Origin of the sequence: Streptomyces sp. DvalAA-14, assembly GCF_900091855.1 — a bacterium.
Taxonomy (GTDB): Bacteria; Actinomycetota; Actinomycetes; order Streptomycetales; family Streptomycetaceae; genus Actinacidiphila.
The window spans coordinates 1-15,905 of the sequence record NZ_FMCH01000198.1; the positions used below are offsets into that span (position 1 = coordinate 1).

Annotated in this window: 10 protein-coding genes; 1 reads left to right on the plus strand and 9 read right to left on the minus strand. The window is 68.6% G+C overall.

Annotated features, from left to right (window positions below; all coding sequences use genetic code 11):
* Positions 1 to 39: 39 nt before the first annotated feature.
* From dxs to acnA, 9 genes are all read right to left on the minus strand, one after another.
* Positions 40 to 2,067: a 1-deoxy-D-xylulose-5-phosphate synthase gene (gene dxs / locus GA0115240_RS09915; protein WP_093736293.1), complete on the minus strand. Its 2,028-nt coding sequence runs from the start codon at positions 2,065 to 2,067 to the stop codon at positions 40 to 42.
* Positions 2,068 to 2,309: 242 nt separating this feature from the next.
* The gene (locus GA0115240_RS09920; protein ID WP_202451218.1) at positions 2,310 to 3,581 is read right to left on the minus strand and encodes a sugar ABC transporter permease; all 1,272 of its coding nucleotides are present in this window, start codon (positions 3,579 to 3,581) and stop codon (positions 2,310 to 2,312) included.
* A gap of 17 nt (positions 3,582 to 3,598) precedes the next feature.
* Positions 3,599 to 4,387: an ATP-binding cassette domain-containing protein gene (locus GA0115240_RS09925; RefSeq protein ID WP_093736295.1), complete on the minus strand. Its 789-nt coding sequence runs from the start codon at positions 4,385 to 4,387 to the stop codon at positions 3,599 to 3,601.
* Between the two features lie 227 nt (positions 4,388 to 4,614).
* Positions 4,615 to 5,715, minus strand: a complete 1,101-nt coding sequence (locus tag GA0115240_RS09930; protein ID WP_093736296.1) for a sugar ABC transporter substrate-binding protein — start codon at positions 5,713 to 5,715, stop codon at positions 4,615 to 4,617.
* Between the two features lie 139 nt (positions 5,716 to 5,854).
* On the minus strand, positions 5,855 to 7,057 hold the full coding sequence (locus GA0115240_RS09935) for an ROK family transcriptional regulator (RefSeq protein WP_093736297.1): 1,203 nt from the start codon (positions 7,055 to 7,057) through the stop codon (positions 5,855 to 5,857).
* 251 nt (positions 7,058 to 7,308) lie between these two features.
* A complete protein-coding gene (locus GA0115240_RS09940) occupies positions 7,309 to 8,253 on the minus strand; it encodes a carbohydrate ABC transporter permease (RefSeq protein WP_093736298.1) in 945 nt (314 codons plus the stop codon).
* Between the two features lie 14 nt (positions 8,254 to 8,267).
* A complete protein-coding gene (locus GA0115240_RS09945; RefSeq protein ID WP_093736299.1) occupies positions 8,268 to 9,200 on the minus strand; it encodes a carbohydrate ABC transporter permease in 933 nt (310 codons plus the stop codon).
* A gap of 84 nt (positions 9,201 to 9,284) precedes the next feature.
* Complete coding sequence (ngcE, locus tag GA0115240_RS09950) at positions 9,285 to 10,688, minus strand: N-acetylglucosamine/diacetylchitobiose ABC transporter substrate-binding protein (RefSeq protein WP_093736300.1); 1,404 nt, start codon at positions 10,686 to 10,688, stop codon at positions 9,285 to 9,287.
* Between the two features lie 455 nt (positions 10,689 to 11,143).
* Entirely contained in the window at positions 11,144 to 13,858 is a 2,715-nt protein-coding gene (acnA, locus tag GA0115240_RS09955) for an aconitate hydratase AcnA (protein WP_093736301.1), read from the minus strand.
* A 268-nt stretch (positions 13,859 to 14,126) separates the two neighbouring features.
* Here acnA and GA0115240_RS09960 point away from each other — a divergent pair, with 268 nt between their 5' ends.
* On the plus strand, positions 14,127 to 15,656 hold the full coding sequence (locus GA0115240_RS09960; protein ID WP_093736302.1) for a helix-turn-helix domain-containing protein: 1,530 nt from the start codon (positions 14,127 to 14,129) through the stop codon (positions 15,654 to 15,656).
* Positions 15,657 to 15,905: the final 249 nt, after the last annotated feature.

The following is a 15,905-nucleotide window of genomic DNA, read 5'->3' on the forward strand; positions in this document are numbered from 1 at the left end:
GCGGGGGCGGGTTGACCGCCCGCCGGCCGCGGCGGCCGCTCAGTCGCGCGCGCTCTCCGCGGTGGAATCGGTGCGCCCGGTGCCCTCGGCGGGCTCGGCCGCGTCGGCGGTCTGCCCGGGCAGGGCGGGGCCGGCCGGGACCGCGCTCACCGCGCCGCCCAGCGGGCCGGCCTCGTCGGCGAAGCGGCCGTCGATGGTGGCGACCACGCCGGTCACCTGGCGGGCGATGTCGGGGGCGGTCAGGCCGATGGCGGCCATCACGTCCTTGCGGGAGCCGTGCGCGAGGAACTCCTGCGGGATGCCGAAGTCCCGCAGCGGGACGTCCACTTCGGCGTCGCGCAGGGCCTGGGCGATGGTGGCGCCGACGCCGCCGGCCCGGCCGTTGTCCTCGACGGTGACCACCACGCGGTGCCGGGCGGCCAGGGCGGGCAGCTCCGGGTCGACCGGCTTGACCCAGCGCGGGTCCACCACGGTGCTGGTGATGCCCTGGGCGTCGAGCAGCCCGGCGATCTCCAGGCACATCGGGGCCAGCGCGCCGACCGAGACCAGGAGCACGTCGGGGCGCTCGGTGCCGGCCGCGGGGGCCCGCAGCAGGTCCATGCCGCCGATGCGGCCGACCGCGGCGACCGCGGGGCCGACCGCGCCCTTGGAGTAGCGGACCACGGTGGGCGCGTCCTCGACGGCGACCGCTTCGCGCAGCTGGGCGCGGACCTGGTCGGCGTCGCGCGGGGCGGCGATGCGCAGCCCCGGGACGACCTGGAGGATGGACATGTCCCACATGCCGTTGTGCGAGGCGCCGTCGCTGCCGGTGACGCCGGCCCGGTCCAGGACGAAGGTCACGCCGCACTTGTGCAGGGCGACATCCATCAGCACCTGGTCGAAGGCCCGGTTCAGGAAGGTCGCGTAGACCGCCACCACCGGGTGCAGGCCGCCGGTGGCCAGGCCCGCCGCGGAGGTGGCGGCGTGCTGCTCGGCGATACCGACGTCGAAGACCCGGTGCGGGAAGGCGGCGGCGAACTTGGTCAGCCCGACCGGGTGCAGCATGGCGGCGGTGATGGCCACGATGTCGGCGCGTTCCTTGCCGAGTTCGAGCATCTCGTCGCCGAAGACCGAGGTCCAGTCGGCGCCGGCCGCGGCGATCGGCAGCCCGGTGTCGGGGTGGATCGGGCCGATGCCGTGGAAGCGGTCGGTCTCGTCGCGCTCGGCGGGGCGGTAGCCGCGGCCCTTCTCGGTGATGCAGTGCACGATGACCGGGCCGCGGAAACGCTTCGCCCGCTGCAGGGCGGACTCCACCGCCTCGATGTCGTGGCCGTCGATCGGGCCGAGGTACTTCAGGCCCAGGTCCTCGAACATGCCCTGCGGGGTGATGAAGTCCTTCAGGCCCTTCTTGGCGCCGTGCAGCGTCTCGTAGAGGGGCCGGCCGATGAGCGGGGTGCGCTCCAGCACTTCACGGGTGCGGGCGAGGAACTGCTCGTAGCCGTCGGTGGTGCGCAGGGTGGTGAGGTGGTTGGCCAGGCCGCCGATGGTCGGCGAGTACGACCATTCGTTGTCGTTGACGACGACGACCAGCGGGCGGTCCTTGGCGGCGGCGATGTTGTTCAGCGCCTCCCAGGCCATGCCGCCGGTCAGCGCGCCGTCCCCGATCACCGCGGCCACGTGGTCGTCGCGGCCGAGCAGTTCGTTGGCCTTGGCCAGGCCGTCGGCCCAGCCCAGCACGGTCGAGGCGTGGCTGTTCTCGATCACGTCGTGCTCGGACTCGGCCCGCGAGGGGTAGCCGGACAGGCCGCCCTTGCTCTTGAGCCGGCTGAAGTCCTGGCGGCCGGTGAGCAGTTTGTGCACATATGCCTGGTGTCCGGTGTCGAACAGCACCCGGTCCTTCGGCGAGTGGAACACCCGGTGCAGCGCGATGGTCAGCTCGACCACGCCGAGGTTGGGGCCGAGGTGCCCGCCGGTCTTGGACACCGCGTCGACGAGGAAGGCGCGGATCTCCCCCGCCAGTTCCACCAGCTCACCCTGGCCGAGCCGGTCGAGGTCACGGGGTCCGTTGATACGGGTCAGCACTGCCACCCGTTCCTCCTCTGTCGCATCGCCGGCGCCTTGGGCCGGTCCGGCCTTCGGACGAGTCTAATGTTCCGGTTACCGGCGCGTCGGCCGACCCGTGCGACGAATGTCACGGGCGGGTCGCAGCGCGCCCAGGAGCACGCCGGGCGGGCCTGGATACGAAACCGCCGGGCGGTCCTGGAAGGTCCAGGTCCGCCCGGCGGTCCGGGTGGTGCGGTGCGCGCCCCGCCGTGGGGCCGCCGGTGGGACTACGCCCGGCCGGAGGTCTTCTGGGTCTGGCGGGACACCGAGTCGATGACCACGGCGGCCAGCAGCACCGCGCCGGTGATCATGTACTGGATGGAGGTGTTCATGTTGAGCAGGTCCAGGCCGGTCTGGATGGACTGGATGACCAGCATGCCGAGCAGCGCGGACCACACGTTGCCGCGACCGCCGAACAGGCTGGTACCGCCGATGACGGCCGCCGCGATGGCGAGCATCAGCAGGTTGCCGGAGCCGGCCTGCAAGGTGGCGGTGTAGGTCTGGCCGGCCAGGAACAGGCCGCCGATGGCCGCGAAGCCGCCGGAGATGGCGAAGACCGAGATCCGGACCATGGCCACGTTGATACCGGCGCGGCGGGCCGCCTCGATACCGCCACCGACCGCGAAGACCTTGCGGCCGAAGGTGGTGCGGCGCAGCACGAAGTCGCAGATGACCAGCGCGACCAGGAAGATCACCAGTGCGGTGGGCACACCGGCGGACTTGTTGAGCACGTACGCGGCCACGTAGGCGACCACCGCGAGGGCGCCGACGCGCAGCGCGATCTCGCTGGTGGGACGGTACGGGACGCCGGCGCTGCGGCGCCGGTACTGCTCGACCAGCGAGCTGGCGAGCAGGGCGACGACACCGACGGTGGCCAGGATGTAGGCGCCGGCGATCGACTGGTCCATGAAGAACGACCGCTGGCCCAGCAGGTGCATCGGGCCGGTGTCCTGGATCGAGAGGCTGCCGGTGGAGCCGAGCAGCCACAGCATCAGGCCGTTCCAGCCCAGGTTGCCGGCCAGGGTGACGACGAACGCCGGTACGCCGATCTTGGCGAAGAAGAAGCCGTGGATGGCGCCGATGCCGACACCCGTCAGCACGGTCAGCAGGACCGCCAGCCAGGGATTCATCCCGTGCGTGGTGGCGAAAATCGCGAAGATCGCCGCCGACAGACCGCTGACCGAGGCGACCGACAGGTCGATCTCGCCCAGCAGCAGGACGAAGACCAGGCCGGTGGCGATCATGCCGGTGGCCGCCAGGAAGTAGCTGACGTTCACCAGGTTGTTCGAGCTGAGGAACAGGCTGTCCTTCAGCTGGAAGATCGTCCAGATGATGATCAGGCCGACCACGACGGGCAGCGAGCCCAGCTCGCCGCCCTTGAGCCGCCGCTTGAACTCGGTGAGGTACCCCTTGAGGCCCTCTTCGCGTATCAGCAGCCGGGGGTCGATGGCCTGCACCGCGGGAGGCGGTACCTCTTCGGCCGGCGTCGACGTGTCCAGGGTGCCCTTGTCGCTGCTCACTTGGCCGCCTCCGCGTTGCGCGCCTGCCGACGGGTCACCGCGTTGTCCGTGGCGCCGGTGATCGCGGCGATGATCTCTTCGTTCGTGGTGCCCTTCACCGGGAAGGAACCGTTGTTCTTGCCGAGCCGCAGTACGTGGACGGTGTCCGCGACGGCGTTGACGTCGGCCATGTTGTGGCTGATCAGAATCACGCCGAGGCCGCGCTCGCGCAGCCGTTCGACCAGGTCGAGGACCTGTGCGGTCTGCTCGACACCGAGGGCGGCGGTGGGTTCGTCGAGGATGACGACCTTCGGCTCACCGATCAGGGCGCGGGCGATGGCCACCACCTGGCGCTGGCCGCCGGAGAGGCTGGCGATCGGTATCCGCACGCTGGGGATCCGGATCGACAGCGTGCTCAGCAGTTCGCGGGCGCGCTTTTCCATGGTGACCTCGTCGAGGCTGCCGAAGCGGAGCAGCTCGCGACCGAGGTAGAGGTTTCCGACCACGTCCAGGTTGTCGCACAGGGCGAGGTCCTGGTAGACGGTGGCGATACCGAGGTGCTGGGCGTCCTGCGGCCGGTTGATGGTGACCGGCCTGCCCTCCCACTCGATGACGCCCTCGTCGATGGGGTGGACTCCGGCGATCGTCTTCACCAGCGTCGACTTGCCGGCACCGTTGTCACCCACCAGGGCGACAACCTCTCCGGACTGGACCTCCAACTCGACCTCGGTGAGGGCCTGGACCGCACCGAATCGCTTGGAGACTCCGCGCAACGCCAGCACGGGCGTAGCGGACACGTGAACCATCTCCTTCGCCGCCTGACCGGCGGGGATGCCGCGTGCTGGATACAGCCGCGGAGGGAGTGCAGAAGCACAGGATTACAAGTGAACGGGGAACGGGGAAGGGGTAATCCCGTTCCCCGGTACTGCGATCCCCCGATACAAGTGTTTCCGTCCGGCACCCCGCCTCGCAGCGGGGTGGTTGGTTGAGGCGGGGCGCCGGACAGGCTTATTCGGGAGGGTGGTGCCGGGGACTACGAGATGCCGGCGGCGGCGCAGGCCTTGGCGAACTCGGCGGTGCACAGCTGGGCGGTGGTGTACAGACCGTCCGCGATGACCGTGCTCTTGATGTTCGCCTTGGTGACCGAGGTGGCGCCGATCAGCAGGGCCGGGACGGTCTGGCCGGAGGCGCTGGTGGCCGTGGTGGTGGCGACGGACTTGAAGTCCTTGCCGGTCAGCAGGTCCACCGCGATCTCGGCGGTGGCGTCGGCCTCAGGCTTGTAGGCCTTGTAGATCGTGCTGGTCTGGGTGCCGGCCAGGATCCGCTGCAGACCCGGGAGTTCGGCGTCCTGACCGGTCAGCGGCACGCTGATGCCCGCGCCCTTCAGGGCGGTGGCGATACCGCCGGCCATCCCGTCGTTGGCGGAGTAGACGCCCTTGATGTTGGCCTTGCCGAGCTGGGTGATCGCCGCGGTGACCTTCTGGTTGGCGACGGTGTCCTTCCACAGACCGCTCTGCTCGTAGGCGATGTCCACCTTGCCGTCGAGGATCTTGTGGGCGCCGGCCTTGAACTGCGCGGCGTTCGGGTCGGCCGGGTCACCGTCGATCATGACGATCTTGGAGGACGGCTTGGCGTTGGGGCCCATCGCGTCCAGCAGCGCCTGGCCCTGCAGCTCGCCGACCTTCTCGTTGTCGTACGAGACGTAGGCCGACACGGGGCCCTCGGCGAGGCGGTCGTAGGCGACGACCTTGATGCCCTTGGCGGCGGCGGCCTCGACGGAGGACTTGATGCCGACCGAGTCCTGGGCGTCGAGGATGAGGACCTTGACACCCTTGGTGATCATGGAGTTGACCTGCTGGGCCTGCTTCTGCGGGTCAGCGGCGGCGTTGTCGTAGCTGACGGTGCAGTCCGCACACAGCTCCTTGATCTTCGCCTCGATCAGCGGCTTGTCGAACTTCTCGTAGCGCGTGGTCGCGTTCTCCGGCAGGAGCAGGCCGATCGACTTGTTGGCCTTGCTGTCACTGCTGCTGTTGCTCGACCCCTTGTCGTCACCCGCCTTGCCGCAAGCGGCCATGGTGAGCGCGATCGAAACGGCTACCGTTCCGACAGCGAAGCGACGCGTCATTGCGTTCATGTGAGGTTGCCTCCCTGACAGGGCCGCAACACCGCGGCCGAGGTGCTCGTGAGTCAACTCCGGCTGACACCGTGTCGTCAAGAAGTAAACACTTAACGAGATGGCAACGGCGCGTTTCGTTAGCAGTGTGAACGCTCAGTTATGCTGAAAAGGCGGGCTCATCAACCGCAGCATTTCCGTCCAAAAGGGTCGAATCGCCCATCTCGCTCAACACCAGGGCGAGTGCCCCCAGAACCTCCGCGCGAGCGCCCAGCGCGCCGGGCATCACCGACAGCCGCTGGGCGGCGCTGGGGATGGCGTAGCGCGACACCGACTCCCTTATCGGACCCAGCACCAGTTCCCCGGCCTCGGCCAGATCGCCGCCGAGCACGATCCTGCTGGGGTTCAAGATGTTGCAGAGACTGGCGACACCCATGCCGATGTGACGTCCGACATCCCCGATCACCCGGCGGCAGCCCGGATCGCCCTCGCGGGCCAGCTGCACCATCTTCGGCACGGTCAGTCCGTCGCCGTGGCTGCCGCGCAGCAGCTCGAGCACGTAGCGCGCCGCGGTGAACGTCTCCAGGCAGCCGCGGTTGCCGCAGCGGCACACCGGACCCGACTCGTCCAGCGTGATGTGGCCGATCTCACCGGCGGTGCCGCCCGGGCCGCGGTAGATCCGGCCGTCTATCACCAGGCCGGCGCCGACGCCGCTGGCCACCTTGATGTAGGCCAGGTCCTTGACCCCGCGGCCGCCGCCCCAGACCAGCTCGCCGAGCGCGCCGAGGTTGGCGTCGTTGTCCACCTGGACCGGGACGCCGAGCCGGTCGCTCAGCTCCTGGCGCGGATTGATGCCGCCCCAGCCCGGCAGGATCGCGGTCGAGCCGAGCGTCCCGGACTCCACGTCGATCGGGCCGGGCACGCCGAGCCCCACGCCGAGCACCTTCTCCGGGCCGATACCGGTCGACTCCACCAGCCGGGCGACCAGTTGCTCGGCCCGGTCGAAGCCCTGCGACGCGGAGGCGTCCACGTCGATCGGCTCGGACTGCTCGGCCAGCACCTGGTGGGCCAGGTTGCCGACCGCGACCCGCAGGTGCGAGTGGCCGAAATCGACCCCCACCACGATCCCGGCGTCCCCGGACAGCGACACGCTGCGCGCCCGCCGACCCCCCGAGGAGGTCGGCGTGACCTGCACCGTTCCGTTGTCCCGCAGTTCGCGGACGATGTTGGACACCGTAGCGGCGGACAGCCCCGTGCTCCGGGCGATCTCGGCCTGGGTCAGCGACCCGGCGAGCCGTACGGCACGCACGACGCGTTCCAGGTTGGCCCGGTGCAGCGATGACTGCGATCCCGGAGTCTCCACGACATCCACTCCTGCCCGGCAGTCGGAGCGCCTCCGGCTGCCCGCACGGACGGCACCACACCGGCATCACACCAGCGAGACCCCGTCGTCTACAACATGTGAACTCTAAGTTGAGTGTTTGGGGTGATGTCCCGTCAAGGGGGAGAACCACTCCGTTATGCGAATCGGCCGGAACGCCGAACAGCGGCTCCGCGGGTTCGCGGAGCCGCTCGGCTCGGCCCGGCGGCTGCGCCGGGCCCGGACCGCCGGGTCTACTTCAAGGTGCCGGCCGTCAGGCCCGCCTGCACCTGCCGCTGGAAGGAGAGGTACACCACCAGGACCGGCAGCATGGCGATGACCATGCCGGCGAACAGTGCCGGGTAGTCACCGGAGTAGCCCTGCGCCAGCGCGAGGTTCACCAGGCCCTGGGCCAGCATCGAGTGGTCCTTGTCGGTGCTGCTCTGCTGCTGCATGAGGGTGACCGGCAAGATGTACTGGTTCCACTGGCCGAGCACGTTGAAGATGCCGACGCTCAGCAGGCCGGGTTTGGCCATCGGCAGCATGACCTGGAAGAACGTCCTGGTGTGCGAGGCCCCGTCCAGCACCGCCGCCTCGTGCACCGCGGTGGGCAGCGTCTTGAAGAAGGAGTGCATGAAGAAGGTGGTGAACGGCAGCGAGTACGCGATGTAGACCAGGATCAGGCCCTGGTAGGTGTTGAGCATGTGCAGGTTCTTCACCATGAAGAACAGCGGCACGAGGGCGAGGAAGTACGGGAACATCGCGCCGCTGACGAACAGGTAGTAGAAGAACCTGTTGCCGGGGAACTCGTACCGGGCCAGCACGTAGGCGACCATCGCGCCGAACAGCATCGTCAGCGGCACCGAGAAGATCATCACGATCACGGTGTTCAGGAAGAAGTCGCCGATGCCCTTGTCCCAGGCCCGGCCGAAGGCGCCGAAGCTCCAGTGCGAGGGCCAGGACCAGGCGCTGGCGCCGATCTCGGCATTGTTCTTGAACGCGCTGAGGATGATCCAGGCCAGCGGGAGGACGATCATGATCGCCCACAGCGCCAGGAAGCCGTGCGAGAAGACGTTCAGCACCCGGCCGCCGGCCCCGTCGTAACCTTCGCCGTCGGTCGTCTTCCGCTTGCGGAGATCACCCGGTACGGGGACCTGGTCGATCAGACCGGCCTGCGACTCGGTGATGGGTGAGGTCATGGTGCTTTCCCCGCTCAGAACTCGATACGGTCGCGCCGGGAGGCCCGGAGCGTGATGGCGGATACGATCAGGGTCACCAGCATGATGATCACGCCCTGCGCGCAGGCGTAGCCGCTCTTGCCGAAGAACTGGAAGTTGCGCATCAGGTAGGTGGCCATCACCTCGCTGTGGTGGTCGGGGCCGCCGCCGTAGCCGGTGCCCGGGGTCAGACCCGACACCAGGGCGAAGAAGTCCATCGCGAAGATCGAGATGTAGACCCACGAGGTCTGCACGCTGTCCCACAGCAGGGGCAGGGTCACCTTGAAGAAGGTCTGCGAGCGGCCGGCCCCGTCCAGCAGCGCGGCCTCGTAGATGTCCTTCGGGATGGACTGCATGGCCGCCGAGAACAGCACCAGGTAGAAGCCGACGCCGGCCCAGACCTGGATGGCCAGCAGGCACCACAGGACGAGGCTGGGGTCGTTGAGCCACTCGATCGGGTTGCTGGCGTCCTCCAGATGGACCTTGACCAGGACGCCGTTGAGCAGGCCCGAGGAGTCGCTGCGGTAGACCGCGCCGAACAGCACGATCAAGATCGCGACCGACAGCACCTGCGGGAAGAAGTAGACGATCTTGTAGAAGCCGGCGCCGCGCACCCCCTCGACGCCGCCCGCCCGCTCACGGCCGCCCACGTTCACCATGAAGGCGAAGAAGAGCGCCAGCAGGATGGTGATGATCGGCAGGAAGATCAGCAGCAGGATGTTGTGCCACAGCGCGGTTCTGAACACGCCGTCGTGGAAGAGCGCCGTGTAGTTGTCGAACCCGATGAACTTGAAGCTCTGGGACTCGCCCTGCCAGTCCGTCATCGAGTAGCCGAAGGTCTGGAGATACGGCCAGATCACGAAGACGATGTACAGGACGAGCGGAACGATGAGAAAACCCACAATAAAGGGGTATTTGCGATGCTGCATGGATCCTGCTCCTGATCGAGGGGCTGCGCCGCCGCGGGGACCGGGACGTGTCCCGGCCCCCGCGGCTCGCACGACGTCGTTAGGTCAGGCCTTCTTTTCCTTCGACGCGGCCGTCTTGGCCTTGGCGATCCACTGTGCGGGGGTGGAGCGCTTGGCCATCAGCTCGGCGGTCGCGTTCTGCAGGGCGACGTCGAACACACTGTTCGTGTTGGGGTAGTTGAAGTTGAACGTGTTGTTCCCGGCGGCATTGATCGCCACCACGGTGGAGGCGGTGCCCGGGCGCAGCTTGACGTCGGCGCCCACACCGTTCTGGAGCACGGTGAGCGAGTTGGCGGCGGCGGCGAACCGGCCGGAGCCCTCCTTGGTCAGCATCATGCGCAGGAACTCCAGCCCGCCGGCCTTGTTCTTGGCCTTCTCCGGCACGATGAAGGGCTCGCCGGCGCCGGCCCGGATGGCCTCCCACGGCATCTTGTCGCCGTCGAGGGAGGGCATCGGCAGGAACTGCATGTCGAAGTCCGCCGGGGTGGCCTTCATCTGCTCGTTCTCCAGCCAGGAGCCGCACGGGATGAAGGCGGCCTTGTACTGGTTCCAGGCGGTCTGCGACTCGATGTGGGTCAGACCGTTGGTGCCGGGGAGCAGGTAGTTGTTGGAGACGATCTGGTAGGCCGCCTCGACGGCGTTCTTGATCGCCGGGTCGTCCCAGACCGTCGGGTCCATCGCGTCGACACGCTTTTGGATGTCGACGCCGCCGTTCTTGGCGGCCAGGTCCAGGATCGGCGTGTTCATGTAGTAGGGGTACTTGCCCTGGTAGCAGAACGGCGCGATGCCGGCCTTCTTGATCTCGCCGCAGAGCGAGATGAAGTCCTTCCAGGTCTTCGGGGGGGTCCAGCCGTGCTGCTTGAACAGCTTGCCCGAGTACCACAGTCCGCTGACGGTGTAGATGTAGCTCAGCGAGTACATCTTGCCGGCCAGCGTGCCGGTCTCGATCGTGCCGGGCTGCAGCACGTCGCGGACCTTCTTGGTGGGGTCGTCCAGGTACGGAGCGTCCAGCAGCGGGGTGAGGTCCGCGAGCTGACCGTTCTTCTGCAGGACGTCCAGCTTGATGGCCTGAGCGCCCGAGTCGTCGATGACGTCCGGCGGGGTACCGCCGTTGAAGCGGGGCTGGAGCTTGCCGGTGATGTCCTGGGTGGGCAGCACGCTCGCCTTGGCACCGCTGTGCTGGGATTCGTAGAGCTTGCCCAGCGCGGTGGCGTAGTCGTGTCCGTAGCCGCCGTCGAAGATGACGACGTCCAGCGGGTCGGCGTCCTTGACGCCGAACGGGTTCTTCGGGTCGACCGTGGCTCCGGCCGCCGGCGTGGTGGGCGTGCTGGAACTGCTGTCGCCACCACTGGACGCGCACGCGCTCAGCAGGCCGGCCGACGGGATGGCCACCAGGCCGAGCGCCGCGGAACGCTTGACCAGATCCCGACGGTTGAATTCGGATCCCATGCTCAAGTCCTCGCCTTCTAACAGGACTCATGCGGTGCAGCGGAATCCGCCGACGACCGCGAACAGATGAAGCGTGAGGTGATGCCGTGCATCCATCGAGGGGGGGTACGTCACCGTATCGCCGGGCTGCTGCGCCCGCCGTTCCCCCTGCCTCGTCCCGCTGCGAGGCGGGTTCCTTGGACGCGACAGGTATAGTCCACTTCTCTCCGGCAGGGCAAGATCCATTGCAGGTTTGGACAGTAAGCTTTCCCGAGTTGAGACCTGTCCGAAACGTGGGATGACTCGCCGTCGGAGGATCTGCCGGGTCTTGTATTCAATTGTCAACGAGTCCCTCTGACGCGAGCGTTCAACTAGTGAAGGGCCGGTGAGGGGCCACCTCCGGACAAACACGGACGGGCCGCATCCCTGGCCGGCAGGAATGCGGCCCGTCGCCCGGACCGGATGCTACGTGCTGGTTACTTGCGGATCAACGACCGAAGCACGTACTGCATGATCCCGCCGTTGCGGTAGTAGTCCGCCTCGCCTGGGGTGTCGATGCGCACCACGGCGTCGAACTCGGTGCCGGTGTCGGTGCTCACCTTGACCGTGCGCGGGGTGCGGCCCTCGTTCAGCTCGGTCACCCCGGTGATGGTGAACGCCTCCTCACCGGTGAGCCCCAGGGTGTCCGCTGACGTCCCCTCAGGGAACTGCAGCGGCAGCACGCCCATGCCGATCAGGTTGGAGCGGTGGATGCGCTCGTAGGACTCCGCCACGACCGCCTTGACACCCAGCAGCGCGGTGCCCTTGGCCGCCCAGTCGCGCGACGAGCCGGAGCCGTACTCCTTGCCCGCCAGCACCACCAGCGGGATGTCCTGCTCGATGTAGTGGCGCGAGGCGTCGTAGATGAACGCCACCGGCCCGTCCGGCTGGGTGAAGTCGCGGGTGAAGCCGCCCTCGGTGCCCGCGGCGATCTGGTTGCGCAGCCGGATGTTGGCGAAGGTGCCGCGGATCATGACCTCGTGGTTGCCGCGGCGCGAGCCGTAGCTGTTGAAGTCGCGGCGCTCCACACCGTGCTCGGTCAGGTACTGGCCGGCGGGCGTGTCGGCCTTGATGGCGCCGGCCGGGGAGATGTGGTCGGTGGTGACCGAGTCGCCCAGCTTGGCCAGCACCCGGGCGCCGGCGATGTCCGTGACCGGCTCCGGGTCCATCCGCATGCCGTCGAAGTACGGGGGCTTGCGGACGTAGGTGGACTGCGGGTCCCACTCGAAGGTGTCGCCGGTGGGGATGGACAGCGCCTGCCACTGCTCGTCGCCGGCGAACACGTCCCGGTAGGACTGGTTGAACATGTCCTGGCCGATCGAGGCGGCCACCACCTCGTTGACCTCGGCCTCGGACGGCCAGATGTCCGCCAGGTGGACCGCGTTGCCGTCCTGGTCGGTGCCGAGCGCGTCCCGGGTGATGTCCACCTTCATCGAACCCGCGATGGCGTAGGCGACCACCAGCGGCGGCGAGGCCAGGTAGTTCATCTTCACGTCCGGGTTGATCCGGCCCTCGAAGTTCCGGTTGCCCGACAGCACCGAGGTGACGGCGAGGTCGGCGGCGTTGACAGCCTTGGAGACCTCCTCGGGCAGCGGGCCCGAGTTGCCGATGCAGGTGGTGCAGCCGTAGCCGACCAGGTTGAAGCCCAGCTTGTCGAGGTAGGGCGTCAGGCCCGACTTGTCGAAGTAGTCGGTGACGACCTTGGAGCCCGGGGCGAGCGTGGTCTTCACCCACGGCTTGCTGGTCAGGCCCTTCTCGACGGCCTTCTTGGCCACCAGCGCGGCGGCGACCATCACGTACGGGTTCGAGGTGTTGGTGCAGGAGGTGATCGCGGCGACGGTGACGGCGCCGTGGTCGAGCTCGTACGTGGTCCCGTCCGGGGCCGTCACCAGGGTGGGCTTGGTGGGCACCCCGTCGGCGGCGGCCGGCGAGTCGGAGGCCGGGAAGGACTCCTTGCCCGCCTCCTCGTCGTCCGGGACGTAGTTGCGCACGTCGTGGGCGAACTGCCGGGCGGCGTTCGCCAGCACGATGCGGTCCTGCGGGCGCTTGGGGCCGGCGATGGAGGGGACCACCGTGGACAGGTCCAGCTCCAGCTTCTCGGAGTAGTCCGGCTCGGCGGCCGGGTCCAGCCACAGGCCCTGCTCCTTGGCGTACGCCTCGACCAGCGCGACCTGCTGGGCGGAGCGGCCGGTCAGCGTGAGGTAGCTGATCGTCTCGGCGTCGATCGGGAAGATCGCCGCGGTGGAGCCGAACTCCGGCGACATGTTGCCGATGGTGGCGCGGTTGGCCAGCGAGGTGGCGCCGACGCCCTCGCCGTAGAACTCGACGAACTTGCCGACCACCCCGTGCTTGCGCAGCATCTCGGTGATGGTCAGCACCAGGTCGGTGGCGGTGGTGCCGGCCGGCAGCTCGCCGGTGAGCTTGAAGCCGACCACCCGCGGGATCAGCATGGACACCGGCTGCCCGAGCATCGCGGCCTCGGCCTCGATGCCGCCGACACCCCAGCCGAGCACGCCGAGGCCGTTGACCATTGTGGTGTGCGAGTCGGTGCCGACCAGGGTGTCGGGGTAGGCCTGGCCGCCGCGGACCATCACGGTCCGGGCCAGGTGCTCGATGTTCACCTGGTGCACGATGCCGGTGCCGGGCGGGACCACCTTGAACTCGTCGAAGGCGGTCTGGCCCCAGCGCAGGAACTGGTACCGCTCCTTGTTGCGCCCGTACTCCAGCTCCACGTTCTGCGCGAAGGAGTCACGGGTGCCGAAGCGGTCGGCGATCACCGAGTGGTCGATGACCAGCTCGGCCGGCGCCAGCGGGTTGATCCGGGCCGCGTCGCCGCCCAGTTCCTTGACGGCCTCGCGCATGGTGGCCAGGTCCACCACGCAGGGCACGCCGGTGAAGTCCTGCATGATCACCCGGGCCGGCGTGAACTGGATCTCCTGGCTGGGCTGGGCCTGCGAGTCCCAGCCGCCGATCGCCCGGATGTGGTCGGCGGTGATGTTCGCGCCGTCCTCGGTGCGGAGCAGATTCTCCAGCAGCACCTTCAAGCTGTAGGGCAGCCGGGCGGAGCCGTCCACCTTGTCCAGCCGGAAGATCTCATACGACTCGTCGCCCACCTGCAAGGTGCTGCGGGAGTCGAAGCTGTTCGCCGACACGACAGTCTCCTTCATGCATGTTCGCGCGTACCACCGCATTGCCCGCATTGCCGCCGACCTGACGGTACGCCTCGGCAGATATCTCGATGTCGAGATAACTCTAGTACACCACCCCGGCCCGGTCGTGACCCGGCCCGGTAGTCTCCCGGTGTGGCGCCTTCCCGGCGGGGAAGGTGCGATGTGCGGGCCGGTCGGGCAATGTACGGGTTGTGTCACCGTTGGCCTGTCCCGAGTTGCCGCATCTCATATAAGAGATAGCCTCGTCCATATGATCGACGACTACCTGGTACGTATCGGCCGGCTGATTCGGGACGCACGACAGCATCGTGGCTGGACACAGGCCCAGCTGGCGGAGGCTCTCGGCACCAGTCAGAGTGCGGTGAACCGTATCGAGCGTGGCAACCAGAACATCAGCCTTGAGATGATCGCCCGCATCGGCGAGGCGCTGGACAGCGAGATCGTGTCCCTGGGGTACGCGGGACCCATGCACTTGCGGGTGGTCGGCGGACGCCGGCTGTCCGGTGCCATAGACGTCAAGACGAGCAAGAACGCCTGTGTGGCGCTGCTGTGCGCGACCCTGCTGAACGCCGGCCGCACCACGCTGCGCCGGGTGGCCAGGATCGAGGAGGTCTACCGGATCCTGGAGGTGCTCGGCAGCATCGGCGTGCGCACCCGGTGGATCAACGACGGCAACGACCTGGAGATCGTGCCGCCCGCGGAGCTGGACCTGGCCGCGATGGACACCGACGCGGCACGGCGCACCCGCAGCGTGATCATGTTCCTCGGCCCGCTGCTGCACCGGACCGACCGCTTCCAGATCCCGTACGCCGGCGGCTGCGACCTGGGCACCCGGACCGTCCAGCCGCACATGAACGCGCTGCGCCACTTCGGCCTCGACATCACCGCCACCGACGGCTCCTACCACGCCGAGGTGGACCGCGAGGTCACCCCGCACCGCCCGATCGTGCTGACCGAGCGCGGCGACACCGTGACCGAGAACGCGCTGCTGGCCGCGGCCCGCTACGAGGGCGCCACCGTCATCCGCAACGCCAGCTCCAACTACATGGTCCAGGACCTGTGCTTCTTCCTGGAGGAGCTGGGCGTCCGGGTCGAGGGCATCGGCACCACCACGCTGACCGTCCACGGCGTGGCCCGCATCGACCGCGATGTGGACTACGCGCCCTCCGAGGACCCGGTGGAGGCGATGAGCCTGCTGGCCGCCGCCGTGGTCACCGAGTCGGAGCTGACCATTCGCCGGGTGCCGATCGAGTTCATGGAGATCGAGCTCGCGGTGCTGGAGGAGATGGGCCTCGACCACGAGCTGACCCCGGAGTACCGGGCGGACAACGGCCGCACCCGGCTGGTCGACCTCACCGTGCGGCCCTCCAAGCTGCGCTCCCCCATCGACAAGATCCACCCGATGCCGTTCCCCGGCCTCAACATCGACAATGTGCCGTTCTTCGCGGCGATCGCGGCCACCGCGCAGGGCTCCACGCTGATTCACGACTGGGTCTACGACAACCGCGCCATCTACCTGACCGAACTCACCCGCCTCGGCGCCCAGGTCAAGCTGCTCGACCCGCACCGCGTCCTGGTCGAGGGCCCCACCCGCTGGCGCGCCGCCGAGATGATGTGCCCGCCGGCCCTGCGGCCCGCGGTCGTCGTCCTGCTGGCGATGATGGCCGCCGAGGGCACGTCGGTGCTGCGCAACGTCTACGTGATCAACCGCGGCTACGAGGACCTGGCGGAGCGGTTGAACACCATCGGCGCGCAGATCGAGATCTTTCGCGACATCTGATCCGGTGGACGCGCGGCTCGCGCTGCCCCGCTGCCCCCGCCGCAGGACTTCGGCCGGGGCGGCGGGCGGCGGGGCGGCGGGGCGTTCCGGGCGCGGCGGGAGCCGGCGCACAATGAGGGGTATGAGCGACGTGTCGCACGGCGGGGATCCGGTCAGCCGGCCGAGCGAGGTCTGCGGCGTCTGCGGCGCCGTGCGGGCCCGCCCAGGGCCTGCCCCGTGCGAGCGCTGCGGCGCGGCGGCGGCGGAAGC

Bases quoted from the DNA above. Each gene is read 5' to 3' on its own strand.
- GA0115240_RS09925 (WP_093736295.1), bottom strand. From the start codon at position 4,387: ATGGTTCACGTGTCCGCTACGCCCGTGCTGGCGTTGCGCGGAGTCTCC.
- GA0115240_RS09930 (WP_093736296.1), bottom strand. From the start codon at position 5,715: ATGAACGCAATGACGCGTCGCTTCGCTGTCGGAACGGTAGCCGTTTCG.
- GA0115240_RS09940 (WP_093736298.1), bottom strand. From the start codon at position 8,253: ATGACCTCACCCATCACCGAGTCGCAGGCCGGTCTGATCGACCAGGTC.
- GA0115240_RS09945 (WP_093736299.1), bottom strand. From the start codon at position 9,200: ATGCAGCATCGCAAATACCCCTTTATTGTGGGTTTTCTCATCGTTCCG.
- ngcE (WP_093736300.1), bottom strand. From the start codon at position 10,688: ATGGGATCCGAATTCAACCGTCGGGATCTGGTCAAGCGTTCCGCGGCG.
- GA0115240_RS09960 (WP_093736302.1), top strand. From the start codon at position 14,127: ATGATCGACGACTACCTGGTACGTATCGGCCGGCTGATTCGGGACGCA.